We start from the raw sequence: 25872 nt of genomic DNA on the forward strand, positions 1-25872 counted from the left end.
TTTATGGTATTAGCGTCGGTTGAATACGGGCGGGCGCTTTTCCTTGAAGGCCGCGCGGCCTTCCTTCGCATCTTCGGTAGCGAAGCAGATGGTTTGCAGATCGCGTTCGTATTCGACCGCCTTCTCATACGGCATGGTATGGGCTGCACGCAAATTGAGTTTGCCGGTTTCTGCGGCGATCGGCGCCCGCGACGCGATGGTATCGGCGATGGCGCGGGCACGGGTCATCAGGTCCGCCGGCTCGCAGACCTCGCTGACCAGCCCCCATTGCTCCGCTTTCTGCACCGTGATGGCGTCGCCGGTCAGGATCATCAGCGAAGCGTTTGAGGCCCCGATCGAATGGACAAGTCCCGCCGCCATGCCGCCGCCGCCGATCCACCCGAGCTTGATTTCTGGCGCGGCGAATTGCGCATTGGACGATGCGATGCGGATATCGCAGCTCATCGCCGTCTCCAACCCGCCACCAAAGGCATAGCCGTTGACCGCCGCTATGGTCGGTTTCAGGCATAGGCGGATGGCATCGCAATAGTCGCCGCGATTGCGGAAATCCCACGGCGTGGCGTAATCGTCCAGCGTGCGGATGTCCGATCCGGCGCAAAAGGCGCGATCGCCGGCGCCGGTCACGATAACGCAGCGGATGGTGTCCGATGCATTGCAATGCGCCACCGCGGCTTCCAGCGCATGGGCCATGTCCGGCGTCATCGAATTCAGCTTGGCCGGGCGGTTGATGGTGATGATGGCGACTGCGCCATGGATGTCGAAGATCAGGTCAGACGTCATGTTATCTCTCGGTACCAGGGACACGGGTGCGGGCATAGGCGGTTTGCAGGTCGTTTAGCAGGGCGGCCGGATCGCCGTGCTCGAAGAGGGCGGCGCGCAACCGCGCCGAGGCCTCGGTCTGGAAAGCGATGGCGCGGTTGTGGCGAGGGCGCACATAGGCGGCCTCCAGCGTATCGAAGGTGTTGGCGTAGAACCCACCCCATCGGGCATTTACACCGGCATCGCGCCAGGCGGCACGCAAGGAGGGCTGGCCATCGTGGGCGGGGATGAAATCCACCTGCGCCTGTGGCAACATCAACCAGCGCAGATGATCCAGCAGTTGCGGCGTCATCCGGCAGCGTTTCGAAATGCCGATTCCCGTTCCGCCAAGCGTCGAGCCGATGCCGCCCGTCTCGACATTTCCGCGTGGTGCATTGGCGAAAGTCAGGCGGTTGGCGTAATTGACATAGCCGTAGATCAGCGGACACAGGGCCACATCGTCATGATCGACCATGTGCTGAAGAATGCGGATCGGATTGAGGTCGCGCACACTGAGCGGCGACGCGTCCGTCAGGCGCTGCATCAGGTCGAAGGCGGCCAGCCCGGTTTGCAGACTGATGAAGATATCGGGGTCCGCCATCGCCGGGCGTTCACCCAAGGCGGCGCAGATCGACTGAAAGCTCAAGGCGGCGTGCGGCCCGGCCAGCGACAAAGCCACGGGACCATCGAAGGCAAGCACGTCGTCCCAGGTCCGGGGAATGTCCCCGACGGACGGGTGGCAGGCCATGACCTGGGTTGCCGCATCAAGCGGCAGCGCCCAATGCCGGCCGGCGAAATTGTAACTGGCCAGGGACGGCCCGATGCAGTCGCGCTGCCATCCGGCGATCTCATCCGCCGAGAACAGGTCTTCCAGCGGCACCAGGCATTGGCCGTCTACCGCTTCGCCGACATGCGGATGATCCAGCACGACCAGGTCGTACCGGTCGCACAGGTCGGCGATGGGATGGGTTTCGAACCCTTCCAGAGAATGCACGGCCCACGACAGGCCAAGCTCAGGGTGAGCCCGGGCCGCCGCGTCCAAGGCGTTAAAGCCGCGCGGATGATCCCAGGTCAGCCCGCGATATGCGACGGTGTCAGACATCGGCCTGCTTCACCGCGCCACTCGCCAGGATGGCGTCGATCTCCGCTTCCGACTTGCCAAGCGAGGCCAGGATTTCCCGGCTGTGTTCGCCGACACGCGGCGCGCCCCGACCGATGGTGGACGGCGTCTTGGAAAACTTGATCGGGAAGCCCGGTGTCTTGACGTGGCCCTCGGTGGGGTGGTCATATTCGACGAAGGTGCCATTGTGCTTGATCTGCGGGTCTTCGACCAGATCGGCATAGCCGTAGACCGGACCGCACCAGATATCGACCGGACGGAACAGGTCCAGCCATTCCTGGGTCGTCTTCCCTTCGAGCTTGATCCGCGTCATGGCGTAGATTTCATCGCGGTATGTCCACGAATCCGTCTGGTCTTCCAGATTGGCGAAGAAGGGCTCTTCGATCAGTTGGCCGAGCGTTTTCAGATTGGCCATGGCGATGGTGATGTAGCTGTCCTTGGTCTTGAAGACACCGTAGGGCGCGCGGATATAGCTGTGCGCATGCGGCTCGACCGACCGAGTCTGCGGCTTTTTTCCGACGGTGAAAACCGACAGTTCCTGCATCTGGATAGTCGTGATGGCGTCAAGCATGTTGACCTCGACCTTCTGCCCCTCACCCGTCCGTTCGCGGTGGAATAGCGCCGCCAAGGCCCCTTCGAACGCGGTATAGGCAGTGATGGCATCAACCAGATATTGGCCCGCCGGCGATGGCGGTGCGTCCTTTGAACCGGCCGACATCATGGCGCCGGACATGGACTGCAGCAGCAAATCCTGGCCGGGATAGTTCTTGTACGGTCCGTCCTCGCCATAGCCCGACATGGACACGTAGATCAGCTTCGGATTGATGGCCGACAAGGTTTCGTAATCGACCCCCAGTCGGGCGGCGACGCCGGGCCGGTAATTTTGCAGGAAGACATCGGCGGTCTTGACCATTTCCAGCAGCAAGGCCTTACCGTCCGCCGACTTCAGATCGACGGCCAGGGACCGCTTGTTTCGGTTGAGCGACAGGAAGGAGACGTTTATCTCATTGCCCCACGCCCCGCCCGCCGGCGCGTGACGCTGCCATTCGCCGGTCGTCGGCTCGACCTTGATAACGTCCGCGCCCATGTCGCCCAGGCGCTGCGCCGCGAACGGCCCGGCCATGGCGATGGAACAGTCCAGGACGCGAATGCCGCTTAAGATACCCATGGTGATTTCATTCCTTGCTTGAAAGTCAGTGCATCACCCAGCCGCCGTTGACGTTCAGCGTCTGGCCGGTGATGAAGCCCGTGTCCTCGGCGGCGAGGAAGGCGATGGCGTTGGCGATGTCGCCGACATGGCCGCGGCGTTTGATCGACTGCTGCGCCAGCACATGCCGGTTATAGCCTTCGGGATCGGGATTGATGGCCTCGGCGTCGGTCGGAAACGCGCCGGGGGAGATAGCGTTGACCGTGATGCCCCAGGCACCGAATTCCCGCGCCCAGGCATGGGTCAGCCCGATTAGGGCGCCCTTTGATGCGACATAGGGATAGATGTTGGGCCATGCGCCGGACAGGGTGATGGAGGCGATATTGATGATCCGTCCGAAACCCTTGGCCTTCATACCAGGCAGCGCCTCCTGAACGGCCACGATACCCGCGTCGACATTGACGCATTGCACGCGCTGATGGTCTTCGACCGTGAACTCTTCGAACGGCTTGGATGGATAGATGGCGGCGTTGTTGATGACGATGTCGAAGCCGCCTGTTTCCTTCAGGCAGGTCCTCAGGTCGGCGCGAAATCCGCTCAGGTCGGACATGTCTGAATGCGTTACCAGTAGCCGGCCGCTGCCGACCTTGTCCGCCTCGGCGCTCAAGGTCGCAATCTTTGTCTCGTCGTGATCGACCGCCACGACGGTGGCGCCGCGTTCGAGAAACCGCAATGTGGTCCCCAGGCCCAGTCCGCCCGCCGCGCCCGTATAGAGCACGACCTTGCCCGCCATTGTAGGGTTTGCCGACATATCAACGCCCTCCGATTGGCGGGAAATGTCCCGATTGCGCCGGATAGTCTTCGGCCGGCTGAACCGCCACCGCTTCGATGCGCGCGACAGCGTCGGCGACGGCCCGGTCATCAGGCAAAATGCGGAAGACACTGCCGTAGCGCCGCTCATCGCCGTGCTCGAGCCAGATCAACTCATCGCGCGCCTTGGCAAACGGCTTGCCAAAGACATGGTTCGACGACGGCTCGATACCCAGGGCATAGTGACCGGCCTGAAGGTTCTGCCATTCGTACATCGCCGGAAACTGCGATTTCAGCACCTCGACTTCGAAACCGAAACCGATGGCTTCGTTGACCAGGGCGACATTGACCCGGCCGTCGGCGTCGGTCTGCATGTCGTGCTGCCAGACCTGTTCGTGAAAATTCATCTTCGGCGCGGGAAGCCTGCGATAGCCCACGGCCTGCTTGCGGTAATCGTCACCGGCATGGGACGCCCAGATAACATCGCGAACCGGCGCGACATAGCGCGACCCTTCGGCCAGGACCGGATGGCCGACATTGATGTGATAGCAGTACATGTGCGGCGTGCGGTAAAAGCCGTGATTGACGACGCGGTCATGCAGACGGATTTCGTCGCTGCCGACGGTCGCTTCGATGCGGCGGATCAGGTGCAGGTCTTCGCCGAACACCGTCGATTGCTGCACGACCCCCTCGGCCCACAAGGTGCAAACGTCACCCTCCCAGCGCTCGCCATAGCCGGTCAGCCGGGCCGGAATGGTACCGACGCGGCCGTGCAGAGACGACTTCACGCTCTTGCGCGGTCCGTAGACATAATGGTCCGCATCATCCTCATCCATGAACAGAATATGGTCCAGCCCGCAGGTAACCATCAGCCCCGAAAAGGAACGGAACCAGCCCAGGCCGCCCTCGCCTTCATATTCGTGCAGGCCCGGATGACGGAAGCCCGATGGCGAATGCCAGCCGACCGCACGGCCATTATGTTCGCAATCGGCGATGTCCATGGCGCGATCGATCAAAACCGTGAAACGCAATCCCGACCCGGTGCGGAATTCCAGCAGGCGCACGCCGCGTTCGACACCGTCACCCAGCGTCATCAGGCGCACGCCCGCGAACTGCGACAACTGTCCGGTATGCGCCGCCAGATCGCGGCGCGTGTAGGTTCGCTTGAAAAGTTCAGCCATTCGCTGGTTCCAATCCCTGTACGCGACTTTTTTTGATGGCGACAAGTCATATACCGATCGGACTTGATGTCAATACATCATCATACATCATATGTGTAATTTCTTTTCTCTATCCACACGATGGTATATTTATATGAGTAAATTCAATTATATATGTCCGCACCTACATCAGCCCTAAAAATAACCTTCGTCACCAACTCGTAAAACCGCTTGACTTCAGCACGACCATCCGATGTATTTTGATGTCAAAAGCCGCAAGACTCATCGCCATAGTCTTAGGCCGTACAGGGAGAACGCCGAATGGCCGTAACACGTGCCACCTTGATCGACATCGCCAGGCAGGCGGGCGTTTCCACCGCAACCGTGGACCGGGTCTTGAACAAGCGCCCCGGCGTGCGCGACCGCACCCGCGACATCGTGATCCAAACCGCGGCCCGGCTTGGCTATATCAGCCAGCCCGGCGAGACCTCTATTAGCCGCGCCCCGGTGACGCTGGATTTCATCCTGCCTAACGGCACCAATACCTTCATGCAGAATCTGGCGCGATCGCTGGAAGAGATCAGCGCCGATCGCGGCGACATCGACCTGCGCCTCCACTTCATCGAAGGATTCGATCCCTACGCCCTGGCCGATGCGCTTTTGAAGCTGGCCGGACAGTCGACCGGCGTGGGCGTCATCGCCCTGGACCATCCGGTCGTCCGCGAAGCCCTGCGTCAGTTGCGCAACGCCGGGACCGTCGTCTTCACCCTGATTTCGGACATCTCCAATGTGCCGCGCGAAGGCTATATCGGGATAGATAACCGCGCCGCCGGCCGCCTGAGCGGCTACCTGCTGGGACGGCTCCTGCCCCGCGCGCCCGCTAAGCTGGCCTTGTTCGCAGGCTCCCTGTCCTACCGCGGCCATGAAGAGCGCGAGATGGGCTTCCGGCATATCCTGCGCGAATCCTACGCCAACCTGTCCGTCGTCGAACTGCGCGAAGTGCATGACGACGACGAGGCCGCCTATACCGAAGCCAGCGCCCTGCTGCGCGAATATCCCGACCTGGCTGGCATTTACAACATCGGTGCCGGCAACCGCGGCATTGCCAGGGCGCTGGAAGAAAGCGGCCGCGCCCAACAGATCGTTTTTATCGGTCATGAACTGACCGACCACACGCGGCGCTTCCTGTTGTCGGGCACGATGGATGCGGTAATCGACCAGAACCCACACGTCGAAGCGCGTGACGCCATCGACCAGTTGGCGCGAACCGTGCGCGGCGAAACGCTGAAGGCCTATCTGCCGATACGGGTCCAGGCGATTTTCAAGGAAAACATCCCGGAATGAAAACCCATGGTTCGTAAAGTCTTCGCCGTTGACATCCATGCCGAAGGCATCGCGCGCTACAGGGCCTGGCACGCCGCCGGAGCGCCCCCACCGGCCGTCACCGCCGCCATTCGCGCCGACGACATCCGGGACCTGGAAATCTACCTGGTCGGGGACCGGATGGTCTTGATCATGGACCAGGGGGACGGATTCGACCCCGTCGCCAAAGCGGCGCGCGATGCCGACAACCCGGATGTGCAGGCCTGGGACGCCCTGATGCGCACCTTTCAGAAACCCCTGCCCTTCGGGCCTGAGGGATCGACCTGGCTGGAAATGGAACGCATCTATAGCCTGACCGAGCAGCCCTGACATCATCGTGTGCCGGAAACACTTGCGCGGCGTGGCGCTTTGTGAAAACATAATACGTATTATAAAAACGAGGAAATGCCACATGACACTCTCTCGCCGTAGCTTGCTGTCCGCCGCCGCCCTGGCGGGCCTGTCCGCTGGCGCCTTCACCGCCGCGGATGCCCGGCCGGTAAAGCCCACCGCCAAAACACCGGTTACCGAGCGCTGGGGCTGTCATGAACTAACCTTCACCGGCCCCGATACCGGCAACCCGTTCATCGACGTCGATATCGCGGCGGATTTCACCAATGGCCGATCCGTGGTGCGGGTCGGCGGGTTTTACGACGGTGGCGGCGTCTATCGGATTCGCTTCAGCCCGCCGGACGCCGGCACCTGGCGCTGGAAGACCGTCAGCAATGCGCCAGCCCTGAATGACCAGACCGGCGCGTTCGACGCCGCCCCACCGTCGCGCGACAATCACGGCCCCGTCCGCGTGGCGCATGGGTATCACTTCGCCTATGCCGACGGCACGCCCTACGCCCCTATCGGCACCACCTGTTATTCGTGGGCACAACAATCCGATGCCCGCTGCGATCAGACCCTGGCCACCCTGGCCGCCTCGCCCTTTAATAAGATCAGAATGTGCGTCTTCCCCAATGTCGCCGCCGAAGCCATCTACCCCTTCGAACGATTGGGCCCGGGCGACAGGGATTGGGACTGGACCCGCTTCAATCCAGCCTATTTCCGCCGGTTCGAAGACCGCGTTGCTCGCCTGCTGGCCATCGGCGTGGAAGCCGATATCATCATCTACCAGCCCTATGACGCCAAGCGCGGCTTTTCCGACATGACCCGCGCCCAGGATGAACGCTATCTGCGCTACCTGATCGCCCGCCTGTCCGCCTATCGCAATGTCTGGTGGTCGTTCGCCAACGAATTCGACCTGATCAAGACCAAGACGACCGATGATATCGACCACCTGTTCCGGCTGATCCAGTCCGAAGACGCCCACGACCGCTTGCGCTCGATCCACAACCTCAAGGTCCTCTACGATAACCGCAAGCCCTGGATAACCCATTCCAGCGTCCAGAACGGCTCAGCCGTGCTCGATGACCGCACGGCCGAAACCTATCGCAGCGTCTGGGAGAAGCCAGTCGTCTTCGACGAAGTCTGCTACGAAGGCGATATAGCGGCGCGCTGGGGCAATCTGAGCGGCGAACAACTGCTCATGCGGTTCTGGCACGGGCTGATCGGCGGCACCTATGTCGGCCATTCCGAAACCTTCACCGCCGACAAGAGCGGACCGGATCGTTCGTGGCTCGGTCAGGGCGGCACGCTGCTCGGCCAAAGCTGGCGGCGCATCGCCTTCCTGAAACAGATCATGGCCGAAGGTCCCGATAGCGGAATCGACCCGATCGACAAGTGGTGGGAACGTCATCTCGGCGGCAAGGAAGGCCAGTATTATCTGCGCTATTTCGGCGAAGAGACGCCGACGCAATGGCCGCTAAGCCTGCCCAAGAACGGTCTTACCGGCGGGGAAAAATTCCGCGCCGACATTATCGACACCTGGAACATGACCGTGACCCCGGTCGATGGCGCGTTCACCTTAGCCAAAAAAGACGCTTACGACTTCAATGACCCCGCCCGCCCCGTCATCACCCTGCCCGGCAAGCCGTGGATGGCCGTGCGCCTCGTCCGCATCGCCGCCTGAGACCATAATCGGAAACGCCCATGAAACCTTTCGCCCTCATCCTCGGCCTGGCCCTGCTCGCCCTGCCCGCCGCCGCCAGCGAACAGAGATCGCTCAACGCAAACTGGCTGTTCATCAAGGCAGACGTGCCGGCCGCCCGCCAGGTGGACTTTCACGCCAATAGCTGGCAGCCGGTCGACCTGCCCCACACCTTCAATGCCGGCGATGCCAATCAGGGCGGCGACAAGTCGCGCGGCGAGCCGGAAGGCGTCTATTATCGCGGTCCGGCCTGGTATCGCCATCAGCTCACCCTGACACCCGAAGCGGGCAAGCATTACATCCTGCAATTCGATGGCGCCGCGCTCACCACCGACGTCTATGTCAATGGCGAAAGCATCGGCCGCCACGAAGGCGGTTATGCCCGGTTCCGCTTCGATATCACCCAGGCGCTCAAGGCCGGCGACAACCTGATCGCGGTCCGCGTCGACAATAGCCGCGCACCGCAGATCGCACCGCTCACCGGCGATTTCAACATATTCGGCGGCCTCTATCGCAATGTGTCCCTGATCACGACCGGTGGCGTCCATATCGACCTGATGGATCACGGCGGCCCGGGTGTCTACGTCACGACCAGGACGATCTCCACGGCGAAGGCGGATATTGCCGCCCGCGTTTTGCTGCGCAATGAAACCGCGAAAACGGCCAAGGTGCAGGTCCGGACCCGCATAGTCGATGCCGACGGCAAGACCGTCGCCACGGCCACTACCTCCCGGACATTGGCCCCGGCCAGCCGCGAGACGGTTGAGCAGGCGCTCAAGGTCAGTCGCCCCAGGCTGTGGGCGGGCCGCAAGGACCCATACCTATACACCGTCGTGGTTGATGCCGGTGACGACAGCGTCACCGTGCCGCTGGGCATCCGCACCGTGACCGTGACCCGCGACAAGGGCTTCCTGCTCAATGGCCAGCCCTACGCCGCCTATGGCGCCAATATGCAGCAGCCGGTGCGCAAGGGACGCGGCACCGCCGTCAGCGATGCCGATATCGACGAAGATATGACCCTGATGAACGAGATGGGTGTCACGGCGTTGCGGCTGGCGCATATGCAGCACCCGCAGCGCGTCTATGACGACGCTGACCGCATGGGCATACTTATCACGACGGAGGCACCTCTGGTCGACGAAATCAGCGCCGGCCAGGCCTTCCAGGATAATGCCGTGCAGCAGATGCGCGAACTAATCGCGCAAAACTATAACCATCCGTCGGTCGCCCTGTGGGGCCTGGGCAATGAAATCCGCCATCTCGAGCCCGATCCGAATCCGGTGCTGGCGGCCCTGCAATCGACCGCAAAGGAGATGGACCCGTCGCGCCTCACCGTCTATGCCCACTGCTGCCTGGCCGATGACGACGCCGTGGCCAATCACAGCGATGTCACCTCATATAACCGGTATTTCGGCTGGTATGGCAACAGCTTCGCCGATATGGGCAAATGGGCAGACGAATTGCATGCCAAATATCCCGACCGCATTTTCGGGGTCAGCGAATACGGCGCCGGCGCCAGTATCCTGCATCAGGAAGACCCGCCCAAAGCCGTCATCCCCCAGGCCTACTGGCACCCAGAGCAGTATCAGGCCCTGTATCACGAAGCCAACTGGAACATCTTGAAAAGCCGCCCCTATCTGTGGTCGAACTTCATCTGGGTAGCCATCGATTTCCCGTCCTTCCGTCGCAACGAAGGCGACCGCCCGGCCATCAACGACAAAGGGCTGATCACCGAGGACCGCAAGACGAAGAAGGACGCCTATTACTGGTACCAGGCCAACTGGGCGGAAAAGCGGATGATCCATATCACCAGCCCGCGCGACACCAATAAGCGCGTGCGGCATGTCACGGTGAAAGTCTATTCCAACATGGACGAGGTACGCCTGTCACTGAATGGCCACCCCCTCGGGGCCAAACCCGTGACCGACCATATCGCGACCTGGGATATCGACCTGCGTGACGGGGAAAATGTCATCGAAGCCTTTGCCGGCAAGGACCTGCATGACCGCGTCACCTGGGTCTACGCAGGCGCGCAATAGCGCGACCGACTGAACACGGGATATTGGCGACGACATAAAGCCGATATCCCGTCGCCGCCTGTTGCGTCTGGACGGCGCGCTGTGTCCATATAGGCTGGCTGCTGTCAGAATTGGGCAGGACGGGCCTATATATGCCATTGCGGTCATCTCAGGCGGCAATTCCTTTATAGTCCGGCTGGAATTTTTATTTCCCGATGACCGATAATGCATCCACCAGATGCCATCGGAGACGCGACGTGAGCGACAAGCCTGTAAAAATTCCCGGCGCTGATCATCCCATCACGATTACGCCGAACGGCCACCATGTGACGGTCACCGTCGCTGGCCGAGTCATCGCCGAAACACATCGCGCGCTGAACCTGAAAGAGGCCAGCTACCCGCCAGTGATCTACATCCCGCGCGCAGACACCGACATGTCGCAACTGGCCGCAAGCGATCATACCACCTACTGCCCTTACAAGGGCGATTGCAGCTATTTCAGTATTCCCGCCGGCGGTGACAAGGCGGTCAATGCCGTCTGGTCCTACGAAGACCCTTACCCCAGCGTCAGTGACATCGCTGGATACCTTGCCTTCTACCCAGATCGCATCGACGCCCTTGTCGAGCGCTGATCTGCCCTGCTCACATACCCCAAAACGTCCGGACCACGAAAGTCAGTCGTCATGAACACCGCTCCATGCCAGATTCCCGGCCAGATGCGCGCCGCGCCACAGGACAGTCTGCTTGATCTCTACGTCGCGTTGCGCGCCCGTACTCTTGATCTGGTGGCGCCTCTATCACCGGAAGACATGGTGGTGCAGTCCATGCCCGACGCCAGTCCGGCCAAATGGCACCTGGCTCACACCACCTGGTTTTTTGAAACCTTCCTGTTGAACGGACAGCCGCATTACAGGCCCTTCGATCCCGACTATGCTTTCCTGTTCAACTCCTATTACGAAGCGCTCGGCCCACGCCAGCCGCGCGCGCAACGCGGTCTGCTGACCCGGCCACCGCTGGACGCCATCATCGCCTATCGTCGCCATGTCGATACCCATATGCAGGCGCTTCTGGCGACGGATATCGACGAATCAACGATTGATCTTTTGCGACTTGGCCTCGCGCACGAAGAGCAGCATCAGGAATTGCTGCTGATGGATATTTTGCACCTGTTTGGCCAATCGCCCCTACGCCCGGCCGCAGCACCCGATTGGCCCGGCGACGACGGCGGACGCGCCGGACGTTTCCAGTTGCGTCCGGGCGGTTTGGTCGACATAGGCCATAGCGGCTGCGGTTTCGCCTTCGACAATGAGACGCCCCGCCACAAGGTCTGGCTGCAACCGTTCGAAATCAGCGACCGTCTGGTGACCAACGGCGACTGGCTGGCCTTCATGGCTGACGGCGGATATGCACGGGCCGACCTGTGGCTGTCCGACGGCTGGGCCCATGTACAGGCGAACGGATGGCAAGCACCTGCCTATTGGCACGCCACGTCGGAGGGCTGGCGCGAGATGACCTTGCGCGGCTCCGTTCCCGTCGCACCGGATACACCCGTCACCCATGTCAGTTTTTATGAAGCCGACGCCTTCGCCCGTTGGTCCGGTGCGCGTCTGCCGACCGAAGCCGAGTGGGAAGCCGCCGCCAGCGACGGCGCATTGGAACAGGTCGATACGGTCGCCTGGCAATGGACGGCCAGCGCCTACCTGCCCTATCCCGGCTTTGTGCCCGGTAGCGGTGCGGTCGGCGAATATAATGGCAAGTTCATGAGCGGCCAAATGGTGTTGCGCGGCGGTTGCGCCTTTACCCCGGCCGGGCACGTCCGGACCAGCTACCGCAACTTCTTCCGGCCGGAACAGCGCTGGATGCGGTCAGGCGTCCGCCTGGTGCGCGACCTTCACGCCGGTGTGGCCGCCACGGATAGGGACGATGCCACCTTTGCGGCCGACGTAGTGGCGGGCTTATCAGCACGGCAAAAATCCTTGTCGCCGAAATATTTCTACGATGCCACCGGTTCGGAACTGTTCGAAGCCATTTGCCGCACCCCGGAATATTACCCGACCCGCACCGAATCCGCCTTGCTGGCCGACATTGCCGTTGAGCTGACTGCCACCATACCTGCGGATGCCGTTCTGGTCGAATTTGGCAGCGGCGCCAGCGACAAGACCCGTCGGCTGCTCGACGCCGCACCGCAGATCACCGCCTATGTCCCGATCGACATCAGCGACGATGCCCTGCGCCAGGCCACCTTGCGCCTCAACCGTGACTATCCCGACTTGGCCGTGACTCCGGTGGTCGGCGACTTCACCACCGTCGTTGACCTGCCCCATGCCTTGCGCGATCGGCCACTGGTCGGCTTCTTTCCCGGCTCGACCATCGGCAATTTCTCAGTGCCGGAAGCACGGCAATTGCTGCGCAACATGCGCGCCATGCTGGGGACCGATGCGCGTCTGATCATCGGTGCCGACATGGTCAAGGACGAGGCTACTCTTGTGGCGGCCTATAATGACGCGGCAGGCGTCACAGCCGAATTCAACAAGAATGTGCTGCGTCGGATCAATACTGAACTTGGGGGCACTTTCGACCTCAACGCCTTCGATCACCTAGCGATCTGGAATGCCGAATATGCGCGCATGGAAATGCATCTGGTCAGCCGCGTCGACCAAATCGTCCATGCCGCCGGTCACACATTCGCCTTCAAGGCGGGCGAGCGCCTGCACACAGAAAATTCGCACAAATTCACGCCCCAAAGCTTCGGCGCCCTGGCGGCCGAGGCCGGTTTCACGATCGAACGGGTGTGGGTCAGCGCCGCTCCGGAATTCGCCGTCTTCAGCCTGAAAGCCTGCCTAAAAGCCTGAATGGCGATAGCTCAGCGCGGTGCGCGCATTTGCGCCGTCACGAAGCGCGCAACATAGTCGTCGGCCGGCGCGTTGAGGATATCCGCCGGCGCGCCGACCTGCACCACTTCGCCATCCTTCATGATGGCAATGGTGTCGCCCAGGCGTGTCGCCTCAGCCAGATCGTGCGTAACGAAGACGATGGTCCTGGCCAGCCGCGCCTGCAAACCCTGCAACAGATCCTGCATCTCGGCGCGGATCAGAGGGTCGAGCGCGCTGAAAGCTTCGTCCATCAGAATCACGTCGGTATCCGTCGCCAGCGCGCGCGCCAGGCCCACACGCTGCTTCATGCCGCCGGACAAGGCCGCCGGCAGGGCGTTCTCATAGCCGACGAGCGCGACCGTAGCGATCCAGTGCGCAGCCTTGGCGAAAGCGTCGGCCTTCGACTCCCCGCGCGCAATCAGCCCGAAGGCGACATTGTCGCGCACCGACAGGTGCGGCAGCAGGCCAAAGCCCTGAAACACCATGCTGACTGTGTGTCGGCGAAATGCCCGCAGGGCCGGCGGATCGAGCGCCAATATATCGCGGCCATCGAACAGAACCTGACCCGCCGACGGCTCGATCAGACGATTGAGATGTCGCACAAGTGTCGACTTGCCCGATCCCGACAACCCCATAAGGACAAAGATGCCGCCGGACGGAATATCCAGGGTAACGTCGCGCAAGGCCAGGGTGCAGCCCGTCCGCGCCAGGATATCCGCCTTGGTCGCGCCATCGCGCGCCATGGATAAGGCCGCCTGATCGCGCTGGCCAAACACCTTGCTGATGTCGCGCACAGCAATTTTCATTTGCCCGCCTTCCCAAAACCCTGGGTCACGCGGTCAAGCACGAAGGCCAGGATGACGATGCCTATGCCGGCTTCCAGCCCCTGACCGACGTCGAGCGTCTGTATGCCGTTCAGAACCTGTTCCCCCAATCCTCGTGCGCCAATCATGGAGGCCACAACCACCATGGACAGGGCCAGCATGATCATCTGATTGAGGCCGGCCATGATCGCCGGACGGGCCAGTGGCAAATCTATGCTGCGCAACATTTGCCACGGCGTCAGGCCGAAAGCCTCACCAGCTTCTCGGATCTCACGGTCGACCTGTTCGATGCCGAGCGCGGTCAGGCGGACCATCGGCGGCAGACAGAAAACGACCGTCGCCAGAATGGCGGGCACCTTGCCCAGCCCAAACAGCATAAGCGCAGGGATAAGATAGACGAAGCCCGGCATGGTCTGCATAACGTCCAAGACAGGCATGGCGATGGCGCGAAACGTGCGCGATTTGGCAACGGCGATACCGGCGGGGACACCGATGATCAGGCCAATGATACAGGCGATGATCATCAGGCTAAGGGTCTGTGTCATCAGATCCCACAAGCCCAGCACGCCGATGCCGAACAAGAGGACAGAGACAACCGCCGTCAGCCACAGGCGTCGCGACCCCAGCCACGCCAACGCCGCAACGACGGCGATCAGCAGCCACCACGGCAGCCACCCCAGTACTGCATCCACGCCGAGCACCATGCTCAGCATCAGGTCGGATACCACCCGGAAGGCGCCGCCATGATCCTTTACCAGCCGATCGACAGCCGTATTTACCGGTTGGCGGATGGAGACGGTCAGCCCCTGAGGAAAGTTCGATTTCGCTTTCACGGCGGTGAGTTCTAGTCCGGTATCAATGCGCTGCGCGGTCGGCGCATCGACCCAGCTGTGCCAAACCTCAGGATGGGACTTGAGGAAAATCACCGCCTGCTGACGCGGATCGGCGGTCTTATCAGAGATCGCGACCAGATTGGCGTTGAGGATGTCGAGCGGCACCGTCGCGCGCTTCAGCAGGGCTACCACATCCGGTGACTTTTCAGCGAAGGCGGTAGAAACGCCATAGGCAATATCGGCTTGCGGCGCGGCACATCCGCCGGCCAGCTTGCCGCTCTTGCTGGTCAGAGCCGACCAGCAGCGTTCGGAATAGGGCGGCTCATGCAACCGGACCAGGTTGAACTTCCCGGCAATGGCGCTGGGCGACCAATAGTAGAAAAGCAACGGCCTTTTCTGCGCGTAAGCCGAAACAATGGCCGCATCCATGGCCGGTCCGGTGCCGGGACGAAAATCGACATAATGCCCGTCCAGGCCATAGGCGCGCAACTTGGCACTGTTGACGCCTTCGCACGTCCAGCCCGAGGGACAGTTTAAAAATCGGCCCTTGGCCGGTTGTTCGGGGTCGCGGAACAGGGCGACATAGCGGGGTTGGGACAGTTGCGGAACGTCGCGCAGCCCCGCCGCCGGTGCGGTTTCGCCCGCCACCATGTAGTCCGGCACATACCAGCCTTCGGTCGCGCCGACGAACGGATGACCTACGGCGCGCACGGTCCCAGCTTGGGCGGCCCGTTTCCAGGTGTCGCTGCGGCTGACCCATTCTTCGGCGATGATCTGGACATCGTCATTCGCAAGGGCCTGCTCCAGGGTAACTGTGTTGCCGGGCAGGGAATCGGTCTTGCAACCGTATCCGCGTTCCAGGATTTCACGCAGCACAGCCGTGAGGAATTCACCGCTTTCCCAGTTCAAGCCGGCAAACATGACGGCCTTGCCGGTCTGGCACGAAGATGGCTGTGCCGCGGCCACGCCCGACGCCAGGCAAAGCCATACGATCACCAATATCCGCGTCATGCCGGCCATGCTCTTCATATGGCAATGAGGCCATCATCGTCCACCAAGGTCAAGGGCGGGTGGCGCGCTTTCAGTCGAACGGCACGCGCTGTTCTATTTAGGATAGGCCTGTATAGGTCCCCTGCCCGTACGATGTAGCATTTCTCGGTTTACAATCGCGCCATAAGAAGCGACACCGAAAGCCTTCAAGGAGGTTTTTATGTGCGAGCTTTTGGCCATGAGCGCCAATGTGCCGACCGATGTCCGTTTCAGCTTCAGCGCGCTGGCGCTGCGAGGCGGCGCCACCGGCGTGCACACGGATGGCTGGGGCATCAGCTTTTACGAGCACAAGGGCTGCCGCACGATCCATGACCCAAATCCAAGCGCCCAATCGGAGCTGGCCCGCTTTATACGCGCCTACCCGATTAAGAGCCTCATGGTCATCGCCCATGTCCGAAAGGCGAACCGTGGCAAGACATCGCTCGAAAATACGCACCCTTACACGCGGGAACTATGGGGTAACGCCTGGAGCTTTGCCCACAACGGTCAGTTGAAAGGCATAAAGAAGCGCAAACTCGGCCACTATCTGCCCATCGGCACCACCGACAGCGAACACGCCTTTTGCTGGCTTCTGGATCAGCTCAGAGCACTATACCCGCGCCGCCCGTCCGACAGCAAACTGGCGCGGACCGTGTCCGACCTCTTCGCCGACCTGCGCGGGCTTGGCGTGTTCAATGCGCTGCTCAGTGACGGCCGCTCCCTCTACGCCAGTTGCTCGACCAAGCTGTGCTATGTTGAACGCAAAGCCCCCTTTGGCCCGGCCAGCCTGATCGATGATGATCTGGAAGTGGACTTCGCCAAGGAAACCACGCCCGACGACCGGGTGATCATCCTGGCGTCTACACCCTTGACGCGCAACGAAACCTGGACGCCGGTCCCGCCCCACACCACCCTTGTCATCCGTAAGGGTGAACACGTCAGCGCCACACCGAAATAGCCGGGATGAACGCGTAGGATCAGGCGCCCTGAACCTGACGCAGAAAGCTTTGCACCGGCTGGCTGAGGTACTCCGCCTGACGCGAGCCACGCCCGTAATAATTCGTATGAACCCGTGGCTAAGGGCGTCTTGTTTGACGCGACGTTCTCTTAGGTGGCCGGAATAAAGCAAATCCGACAAGTTAGGGGAGGAGGATGCCGGCCGCAACGGTGCGCCACCGGTATCATATAACCATGTGTTGTAATTTTCGTTTAGTCGCCCTCTGATTTAACCATTTCTGAACCATAATGATCAACCTTAGGTTATGCCTTGTGGAGGAGGCGAGCATGTTAAGTAGCGTAAAGATTAAAACCAAATTGTTAGCCCTTGTAGGCGTACTCGTAACACTGACCGGAGGCGTTGCAGCATTCGGCGTAACTCAAATCGATAAACTTGGCCGCGCCATCGTCGAAGTCGACAAGGACGACAGTACCGCCACAGCATCGGCGCGGATGTCGGCCTTGGCGGCGGCCATGAACCGCTCAGAATACAGAGCCATGACCGATTTTTCTGACGGCACGGTGGCGCAGATTCGCCAAACAAATGTCGATCGCGACGCCAAGTTTGAAAAGCAGTTGAACGCGGCCATGTCCATGGCCACCGATGACGCGCAGCGGCGTCAGCTCGACGAAATCAAGGCCACCTATAACCAATACAAGGCCTCTCGCGAGATGACCTTCGCCTTGGCCGAAACACACGAAGGACAGCAGGCCTTGGCAGACGGCGCCGCAGACATGCTTGCCCATGTAAAGAAGAGCCGCGCCGTAGCCGATGACTTCACGAAAAAGCTTGATTCGTTTGCTGACGCGGCAGACTCCATCGGCAGTCAGACGGCGGCCGAACAGAGCCGGCGAGCCCACGCGGCTGGCATCGCGATGCTGATCGTGGCAATCGTTGGCATCATTATAGGCCTCGCGGGGGGGTACCTGCTCGCTACTTTCGGCATTGCCGCACCGGTAATGAAAACAGTGACGCAACTGCGAGAGCTGGCTGACGGCAAGCTGGACATCAGTATCCTAGGCGTCAATCGCAAGGACGAATGCGGCGATATCGCCCGTGGGCTGGAAGTGTTTCGCGAAAATTGCCTGCGCTCTCGGGAAATGGCGCGGTCGGTCAACGGTATCGTTACGGTCGTATCTTCGGCCTCAACCGAGATGCAGGCAACCGCAACCCAGTTGAGCGCCTCGGCTCATCAAACCAGCGCACAATCCGTGACCGTTTCCAGCGCGGCGGAGGAGGCAGGCAGCAACGTCACATCCGTTGCCGGAGCCGCCGAACAATTGGGGGCATCGATTACAGAAATAGGTCGGCAAATACACAGTTCAACTGAAATTTCGGCCCATGCTGTACAGGAAGCCGACAAGGCGATGCAGGTCGTCGACGAATTGAAACAGCTTGCAACCGGCATCGGCGATGTGGTCGACATTATTTCCAATCTAGCCAGCCAAACCAATCTGCTGGCGCTGAACGCTGCGATTGAATCGGCGCGAGCCGGAGAAGCCGGACGCGGCTTTGCGGTTGTCGCTTCGGAGGTGAAGCAACTGGCAACGCAGACAAGCCGCGCCACGACGGAAATCGGTAAAACGATAACCCAGATCCAGAGCTCAACCGGCCGCGCTGTTGAGGCCATCGAAGCGATCCACGGCACAATCGGCGATATCCAAAAGGCATCGAATAATATTGCCGTCGCGGTTGAGCAGCAGAGCGCAGCAACTGGTGAAATTGTGCAGGCTATCAGCCAGGCATCGATTGGAACGCGCAGCGTCACAGAGAACATGGTCGGCGTCGCTCAGGCGGCGGAAGAGACAGGCGCCGCTGCCAGCCAAATGCTCAGTGCGTCCAGCGAACTCGCGCAGCAGGCAGGCATGCTCCAGATACAAATGGACGATTTCATACGCGTGTCCAAGGTCGCTTAAAAAACACCTGTTTAGTAGAGACCTGTGGCTACCTCGTGTTTATGCGGGGTGGCCACATGCATTTGCGGAAGCGGTACTTTCGAGTGAGCCATAGTCTCCACCGCCACCACCCCATGTGAATTTTTTGTTAAAATCTGCGTGATGTGAAATCGCCTGCGTCACTTGTCCTGGGGAGCGGTCTTAAGCCGCCATCTACCCACACGAGGACAAAGATGAAAAAGCACACATTCAAACTGGCGCTGCTGGCGTCAGCCATGGCCTTCGGCAGCTATAGCGCCGCTCAGGCACAAACCCAGACATCCGACACCAAAGCGACCGACGACGGCACGACGGTTGTCACCGTATACGCCACGCGCGACAAAGCCATCAGCGCACAAATGAAGGCGACAAATACGATCACCGCGTTGTCAAAGGACGATCTGGACCACACGGCGGTTCACAATGTCGCCGAAGCCCTGGGCACACTGCCCGGCGTTAACGTCATGAACACGGGCCACTCCTTCTTTGGTGGCATCGACGGCGCCTCACGGGGCGAAGGCATGTTCATTTCACTGCGCGGCATGAACAGCGAATATAACCTCAACCTGATCAATGGTGTTTCGGTCGCTCAAGGCATGCCCTATTCGCGCGGCGTCCAACTCAGCCTGCTGCCGCCTTCCGGCCTGCAAACCATCGTCGTCAACCTGACCTCGACCGCAGACATGGACGGCGATGCGATTGGCGGCACGGTAGATTTCCGCACGCCGACGGCGTTTAACTTCAGCCAGAAAACCTCAGCCAGCCTGACCGTCTCCGGCCGCCTCGAAAGCCGCGCCCGTGACTACGGTGACAACGGCACCGGTGGCGGCGTCGCGGGTGAATTCTCCCACAAGTTCGGCGATCACGACCAGTTGGGCATTTACGTCAGCGCCTTCTACGATGAACGCAGCTATGCCAACTCGGAATCAGCCGGCGTCATGTCGGCCACCAATGACGGCGGCTGGGACTATCTGGTCACCGACGCAAAAGGCAATTCCTATCCGGGTATCGACAAAGCCGCCAACCTGGCCCAGACCGGCCTGAACATCGGCGTATCGACCGGCTCGACCAAACGGTGGGGCGGCAATATGTCGTTCGACTGGAAGCTGGATGACACCACCGATCTCTACGCACGCGCGTCCTATGCCCGTGCCGATACCGAGCAAAACTCCACCCTGGTGCAATATGTCAGCGCCTCCAAGAGCCACGCCCAGATTGGCACCACAGACCGCTATGGCCTGAGTGTCGATCAGATCTCGACGCGCGTCTGGTACGAAACCAATCCGGAAAAGGCGATCTTGTCGACCTTCACCGTGGGCGGTGAAAAGCGCCTTGACCAATGGACCCTGTCATCCAGCGCCTTCTATAGCCACGGCCAGAATGACCGTCCTGACCACATCGAGGCCTCGGCGCGCATCAACCAAAGCGACCGTTTCAACCATGGCTCGAACCGTCCGCTGGGGGGCCTGTCCATCGGCTATGACAACAATGGCTTCCCCATTCCGCTGTACACGACCCAGATCTATAACGATCTGAACAATTCGGAAACCGCCCTGCTCGCCCGTCGTTCGGGCCAATTAACCCAAGGCCTGTCCAAGCAGGACAAGGACGGCTTCCGCTTTGATGCCCGCTACGATGCGGACGGCGGCGCGCTGCAATATATCAAGACCGGCCTCAAGTTTACCGAAAGCCGCCGGGCCATTTCCAATATCGACTGGACGAACGACCATTTTGCCAATTCTCTCGGACATGGCGGCGAAACCTGGTCCTCTTTGGGCCTTGCCACGGACTATTATAACAGCGTCTTCCCGGGCGTTTACAATATCCGCGCCCCCAAGGTCGATCAGGCCAAGCTGTTCCAGTACTTCTACCAGTTCAAAACCGACGCGAGCCTTGATACCTGCTCCAACAACACGATCAACAATCTGAATTGTAACACGCAGAAGGGCACCGAAGACGTCAGCGCCGCCTATCTGACCGCGAATTACCTCTTCAACAACCTGGAAGTCATTCCGGGCGCCCGTTACGAGCACACCCAGATTGACAACACCTACTGGGTCACGCCGAGACAAGCCGGCGTCGAACAGGACGGCCATTTCGAAACCAATCACGTTCGCTATAACAAGTTCTTGCCGAGCCTGTTCCTGAACTATCGTCCGGCGTCAAACGCAGTCTATCGCGCCTCGGTATGGACCTCCTACACCCGTCCGCCCTTTACGCAGCTGGGTGGCGGATCGAACACCTCGATCTCTGCCGACGGTACGACCACCATAAGCATGGGCAACCCGAATCTGAAGGCCATCGACGCGGTCAACTACGACCTGTCCGCCGAATGGACCAACAGCGCGGGCGGTCACGCCATGATTGGCGCCTATTACAAGTCCCTGTCGCACTATATCTACGACAACGGCTCAAACTATCTCAATACCGCCACCCTCACCGAAGGCAAGGTTATCACCACCCAACCGCAAAACGGCGGCAATGGTCATGTAACTGGCCTTCAGGCGCAATTGCGTCAGAAGTTCTCCATGCTGCCGGGCTGGCTGTCCGGCTTCGGCCTGGGCATGAATGCCACTCGCCAATGGACGCGGGTGGACCTCGGTGCGGACATGGGCTCGGGCCAGTTCAAGCCGATCCAGAATGCCCCTGAATGGCTGGCCAATGCCTCGGTCTTCTATGAGAAACACGGCCTGAGCGTTGACTTGAACTGGAACTACAAAGGCGCCTATCTGACCGATTACGCCCTGATCGCTGGCCAGGACCTGTGGATCAAGCCGGCCCGCCGCGTGGATTTGCATGCCGGTTATACCATCAACCCGCATCTGAAACTCGACCTGTCCGTAGCCAACCTGCTGAAGGACTACAGCTACTGGTCGCATGTCGGCAAGAAGGCCTACACCATCAACGATATCGTTGACACGGGCCAAACCACCCTGGTTACGCTGAAGTATCAGTACTAAGGCCTACCCTGTCCCGCCGCTCGGCCTCTCAAGCCCGAGCGGCGGGATATCTATTTTTTACCCATATTTTTAGATCGAGTATCCCATGCGCCTGGCCTGTAAATTGTCTCTCGTCTGGCTCATGGCCCTTTGTGTCACTGCCCCCGCCTGCGCCAGGCCGGCGGCCGCACATATGAAGCTGGAACGCGTCGTCATGCTGTATCGTCACGGCGTGCGTGCACCGCTAAAGGGCGAAGCCGAGGAAAGCCTGTCGCATGACGCCTGGCCCGTCTGGTCAACACCTGAAAGCCTTCTGACACCCCACGGCAAGGAGGGGATGCGACTATTGGGCGTCTATGATCGCCTATGGCTGACGAAAGAAGGGCTTTTGCCGTCAAACGGTTGCGCGACCGCCGCGCAGGTAAATATCTGGGCCAATAAGGAAGAACGCACCATCACATCGGGCAACGCCTTGTCGGAAGGGCTGGCGCCAGGGTGCGCCGTGCCGGTCGGGCACCTGGCCGCCGACGCACACGACCCCCTGTTCGAGCCGGTAGAGGCAAAGGCCGTTCCCTACGATCCCGCCGCCGCCCTGTCGTCTTTTAAGGCCGCGTTTGGCAGCGCGGACAAACTGATGGCGCCGCATCGTCAGGCGGTTCGCACGCTAGAAGACATATTGGATTGCCGCCACACCCAGCCCGCCTGCGATCTGGCCTCTGTTCCCGGCGATGTCAAAATCGGCGCCGATGGGCGCGGCATAAGCCTGACTGGTCCGATTGACACGACCTCAGGCACAGCCGAAGTGCTTATATTGCAGTATATCGAAGGCCTGCCCCTCGATCAGGTGGGTTGGGGGCGCGCCAGCCGGGCGCGTCTCAGCGAAATCTCGCGCCTGCACGGCCTGCTGTTCGACGTTTACGTGCGCTCCCCTTACATGGCCCCGCGCGTCGCCGGCCCGATGGGCCGCCGCATCCTCGACACGCTTACAGCCGAAAAGGCGCCACCCGTGACGCTTCTGGTGGGACATGACAACAACATCGCCGCGTTGGCGGCGCTTGTCGGGGTGGATTTCCATATCGACAGCTATGGCTATCAGGATATGCCCGTGGGTGGCGCGATCGGCTTTGAGGTTCTGAAATCGCAAAAGACCGGCAAGCGTTATGTGCGTGTCATATATCAGGCGCAAACGCTCGACCAATTGCGCACTCTGACGCCTCTGGATTTGCAGCATCCGCCCGTTGTCCAAACGCTCCGGATGAAGACCTGCACGGTCAACGGCCAAGCCCTTTGCCCGTTAAAAAGGTTTACATCCCTGATGAACGATCGGATGCGCCTTGATAATTGAGCGCTTTCTGAAACGTGTGACGCACGTTTCGGATAAAAATTTTGACTTAAGGACACACCGTATGCCCATCGGACGTTTTTCCAGCCTGATTGCCCTGATGTGGGCTATTGCCCTTCCCGTCGCCGCCCAAGATCCCCTGCCCGCCGTACGCGACCGCAGCCAGAATATCGACTACTATCAGGGCGATAAGGCGCTGCAAGAGGCCCTGAAACGCGCACCGAACGTCCGGCCGGCCAAGAACGTCATCCTGTTCATCGGCGATGGCATGGGCATCAATTCCGTTACCGCCGGGCGCATCCTGGCGGGCCAGAAACGCGGGCTGGATGGCGCCAGCTATCGCCTGTCATTTGAAACCTTCCCCTATGGCGGGTTTTCCAAAACCTATTCGATCGATAACCTGGTCACCGACTCGGCCAACGGGATTTCAGCGATCATGACCGGTGTGAAAACCCGCAATGCCGCCATCGGCGTAGACGGGAGCATAACCACCAACCGCTGCCGCGGCGCGCTCAAGGCCCGGGTCGAAAGCCTAGCCGAAACCGCCAAGCTCAGCGGTCGCTCCGCCGGGATCGTAACAACGGCAGGCGTGACCGATGCCACACCCGCCGGCGCCTATGGCCACACCCCGTCACGTCAGTGGCGCGCCGACAGCGACATGAGCGCCGAAGCCATCGAAAATGGCTGCATCGACCTGGCGCGGCAACTGGTCGAAGCCCCGGCCGCCATTCGCATGGATGTCGCCATGGGCGGGGATATAGAGAAATTCCTGCCGGACCTCGATCCGCGCAAAGGCGCCCGGGCCGACGGTCGCGACCTGACCCGCGAATGGCTGTCGCAAAGTCCACATGCCGTTTTCGCCGACTCGCTGTCTGCCCTGAAAAGCCTGGACGCGAAAAAGACGGACCATCTGCTGGGCCTGTTTTCGGAAGGCGATTTGCCATCGCCCGTTGATCCGGAACACAACACTATCCCGGACCTGGATCAGATGACCGCCAGCGCTATCGACGTATTATCGCAAAATCCGAACGGGTTTTTCCTGATGGTCGAATCGGCTTCGATCGACAAATGGCATCACGTCAATAATGGCTACCGCGCCCTCACCGATGTCGACGAACTCTCAAAAGCGGTTCAGGTCGCCCTCGACAAGACCAACCCGGCGGATACCCTGATTATCGTCACGGCGGATCACAGCCATGGCCTGGTCATGTCCGGCTACGCGTCGCGCAATGCCTCCATCATGGGACTGGCGCAAATCGACGGCAAGCCGCTCCTGGATGATAAGGGCCAGCCCTATACCATCCTGAGCTACGCCTCCGGTCCCGGCGCCAAGCGCGACGACACGGACAAGACTCCGCTCACCGAAGAGGTGGCTGAGTCGCCAGACTACCACCAGCAGGCTCTGATCCTGACAGGCAGCGCCAAACATGCCGGAGAGGATGTGCCTGTCTACGCCACGGGTCCGCAGGCACATCTGCTCTCAGGCACAGTTGAGTCCAGCTACATCTATCAGGTCATGGCGTACGCCCTCAGCCTGAAGGCCGAAAAACCAGCGGCGACCAAGCCATGAAAGCCCTAGCGGCGGCCTGCCTGTTCCTGAGCCTCGCCACCTCCGCCCTGGCACAGGCGGGAAATGAGCAGGCGTTACAGATCGCCAATGCCTCCGCCAAAGCCGGCATGGCGCTGAAAACACTGACCCAATCGGCTCAGGCCATCCGCGATCCGGAGCTGCGTCAGGCGGCCCTGGCGGCCCTTGATGACACGGCCTGTATTCACCACCGCGCCGGTTTAACCGCTCGCGATAAAACGCAGATAATTGATCGTCTGGTTGCCGCCGGGTGGCTATCCGCCCCGCGCGACCCAGCCGATCGCCTGAGGCTGACAAACGGCGTTTTTCCGCCGCTTCATGCGGAGGACAGCGCCTGCCCCCTGCGCCCGCAGCCTTTCCTGTCCGCGCCTGGCGGCAATATGGGCAGCCATCATGATTGGCCCGGCGGCCTGGCGCTCCATGAGGCATTTAACCTGCGCCAGAGTCATGACCTCGTTCAGGCCTGGCACGACGAGTCCGGCATTATACTGGACCAAGATCTGCTGACCGCGGCGGTCATCTGGCACGATTGGGGCAAGGCCCTGGTTTTTCAATGGCGCGAAGACGGCTCGGAACAGGCGGAAATTCAGATGGCGGGCACGGGCGCGCACCATGTGCTGGCCCTGGCGGAGGCCATAAGCCGCGGTCTGCCCCCGAGGCTTATCCAGACCATGGCCTGCGCCCATGCCGCCCCTTTAGATGGCGATCAAAAGAAGGTATCCGCCTGGCTGGAGGCCGCCACTATCATCGCCCAAAAAGACGCGCAGACCGCGCTCTATACAGGGGCACCCTGGCCGCCTGAATGTTTCGTGCATACCGTAAGCGATCAGAATTGGATCGTCTCGGAGCCCGCCGCACAAGCCAGCGATGCCGCATTGGCCCAGGTGGCACATCGCTTCGGGCTCGTGCCCAGGACCGCCTATTATAACTGGCGTCTACGCCTGCCTGCCCTGGCCCAGATTGGGCCCCTGCGCCTGTGGCAAGCCTCGCAAACCGGTGGGGACGCAGCGACGGAAAAACTGATCATCGACGCGGGGCTGCCCGTGAAAGGGCGATGAACCGT

The 25872-nt window shown here is 60.8% G+C and carries 19 protein-coding genes; 12 read left to right on the top strand and 7 right to left on the bottom strand.

Annotated elements, in window-relative coordinates; translation table 11 throughout:
• Positions 1-9: 9 nt before the first annotated feature.
• Genes RCJ00_RS06000 through RCJ00_RS06020 form a run of 5 tightly spaced genes read right to left on the bottom strand, consistent with a single transcriptional unit; the run spans position 10 to position 5056 of the window.
• On the bottom strand, positions 10-780 hold the full coding sequence (locus RCJ00_RS06000; protein ID WP_316220865.1) for an enoyl-CoA hydratase/isomerase family protein: 771 nt from the start codon (positions 778-780) through the stop codon (positions 10-12).
• A 1-nt stretch (position 781) separates the two neighbouring features.
• Complete coding sequence (locus tag RCJ00_RS06005; RefSeq protein ID WP_316220866.1) at positions 782-1900, bottom strand: carbohydrate ABC transporter substrate-binding protein; 1119 nt, start codon at positions 1898-1900, stop codon at positions 782-784.
• On the bottom strand, positions 1893-3086 hold the full coding sequence (locus RCJ00_RS06010) for a CaiB/BaiF CoA transferase family protein (RefSeq protein ID WP_316220867.1): 1194 nt from the start codon (positions 3084-3086) through the stop codon (positions 1893-1895). Before RCJ00_RS06010 ends, RCJ00_RS06005 begins: the two co-directional genes overlap by 8 nt.
• Before the next feature lie 25 nt (positions 3087-3111).
• A complete protein-coding gene (locus RCJ00_RS06015; RefSeq protein ID WP_316220868.1) occupies positions 3112-3876 on the bottom strand; it encodes an SDR family NAD(P)-dependent oxidoreductase in 765 nt (254 codons plus the stop codon).
• Between the two features lies 1 nt (position 3877).
• The gene (locus RCJ00_RS06020) at positions 3878-5056 is read right to left on the bottom strand and encodes an aldose 1-epimerase family protein (RefSeq protein WP_316220869.1); all 1179 of its coding nucleotides are present in this window, start codon (positions 5054-5056) and stop codon (positions 3878-3880) included.
• A 300-nt stretch (positions 5057-5356) separates the two neighbouring features.
• Here RCJ00_RS06020 and RCJ00_RS06025 point away from each other — a divergent pair, with 300 nt between their 5' ends.
• The 6 genes from RCJ00_RS06025 (at position 5357) to egtB (ending at position 13302) form a co-directional block, all read left to right on the top strand.
• Positions 5357-6379 carry a LacI family DNA-binding transcriptional regulator gene (locus tag RCJ00_RS06025; RefSeq protein ID WP_316220870.1) on the top strand — a complete coding sequence of 341 codons (1023 nt, stop codon included), beginning with the start codon at positions 5357-5359 and terminating at the stop codon, positions 6377-6379.
• 6 nt (positions 6380-6385) lie between these two features.
• Positions 6386-6727, top strand: coding sequence for an L-rhamnose mutarotase (locus RCJ00_RS06030; protein WP_316220871.1), 342 nt, complete (start codon positions 6386-6388; stop codon positions 6725-6727).
• Between the two features lie 82 nt (positions 6728-6809).
• Entirely contained in the window at positions 6810-8414 is a 1605-nt protein-coding gene (locus tag RCJ00_RS06035; protein ID WP_316220873.1) for a DUF5605 domain-containing protein, read from the top strand.
• Positions 8415-8434: 20 nt separating this feature from the next.
• Positions 8435-10471 (top strand): glycoside hydrolase family 2 protein, encoded by a 2037-nt coding sequence (locus RCJ00_RS06040; RefSeq protein ID WP_316220874.1) that lies wholly within the window; start codon positions 8435-8437, stop codon positions 10469-10471.
• 236 nt (positions 10472-10707) lie between these two features.
• Positions 10708-11082, top strand: a complete 375-nt coding sequence (locus RCJ00_RS06045) for a DUF427 domain-containing protein (protein ID WP_316220876.1) — start codon at positions 10708-10710, stop codon at positions 11080-11082.
• A gap of 51 nt (positions 11083-11133) precedes the next feature.
• Positions 11134-13302 (top strand): ergothioneine biosynthesis protein EgtB, encoded by a 2169-nt coding sequence (egtB, locus tag RCJ00_RS06050; protein WP_316220878.1) that lies wholly within the window; start codon positions 11134-11136, stop codon positions 13300-13302.
• 11 nt (positions 13303-13313) lie between these two features.
• Here the strand turns inward: egtB and RCJ00_RS06055 are convergent, their stop codons facing one another.
• Together RCJ00_RS06055 and RCJ00_RS06060 are read right to left on the bottom strand one after the other, a co-directional pair.
• The gene (locus tag RCJ00_RS06055) at positions 13314-14129 is read right to left on the bottom strand and encodes an ATP-binding cassette domain-containing protein (RefSeq protein ID WP_316220880.1); all 816 of its coding nucleotides are present in this window, start codon (positions 14127-14129) and stop codon (positions 13314-13316) included.
• Positions 14126-16009, bottom strand: coding sequence for a glycine betaine ABC transporter substrate-binding protein (locus RCJ00_RS06060; RefSeq protein ID WP_316220881.1), 1884 nt, complete (start codon positions 16007-16009; stop codon positions 14126-14128). The genes RCJ00_RS06055 and RCJ00_RS06060 overlap by 4 nt, the downstream gene beginning before the upstream one ends.
• 181 nt (positions 16010-16190) lie before the next feature.
• Between RCJ00_RS06060 and RCJ00_RS06065 the strand changes: the two genes are divergently transcribed.
• From RCJ00_RS06065 to RCJ00_RS06090, 6 genes are all read left to right on the top strand, one after another.
• Positions 16191-16967 carry a class II glutamine amidotransferase gene (locus RCJ00_RS06065; RefSeq protein WP_316220883.1) on the top strand — a complete coding sequence of 259 codons (777 nt, stop codon included), beginning with the start codon at positions 16191-16193 and terminating at the stop codon, positions 16965-16967.
• 326 nt (positions 16968-17293) lie between these two features.
• A complete protein-coding gene (locus RCJ00_RS06070) occupies positions 17294-18922 on the top strand; it encodes a methyl-accepting chemotaxis protein (RefSeq protein WP_316220885.1) in 1629 nt (542 codons plus the stop codon).
• A 212-nt stretch (positions 18923-19134) separates the two neighbouring features.
• Positions 19135-21900, top strand: coding sequence for a TonB-dependent receptor (locus RCJ00_RS06075; RefSeq protein ID WP_316220887.1), 2766 nt, complete (start codon positions 19135-19137; stop codon positions 21898-21900).
• Between the two features lie 172 nt (positions 21901-22072).
• Entirely contained in the window at positions 22073-23224 is a 1152-nt protein-coding gene (locus RCJ00_RS06080) for a histidine-type phosphatase (protein ID WP_316220888.1), read from the top strand.
• Between the two features lie 61 nt (positions 23225-23285).
• Positions 23286-24791: an alkaline phosphatase gene (locus tag RCJ00_RS06085; protein ID WP_316220890.1), complete on the top strand. Its 1506-nt coding sequence runs from the start codon at positions 23286-23288 to the stop codon at positions 24789-24791.
• Positions 24788-25867: a hypothetical protein gene (locus tag RCJ00_RS06090; RefSeq protein WP_316220891.1), complete on the top strand. Its 1080-nt coding sequence runs from the start codon at positions 24788-24790 to the stop codon at positions 25865-25867. Before RCJ00_RS06085 ends, RCJ00_RS06090 begins: the two co-directional genes overlap by 4 nt.
• Positions 25868-25872: the final 5 nt, after the last annotated feature.

This window comes from Asticcacaulis aquihabitans (assembly GCF_032490435.1).
Classification (GTDB): domain Bacteria; phylum Pseudomonadota; class Alphaproteobacteria; order Caulobacterales; family Caulobacteraceae; genus Asticcacaulis.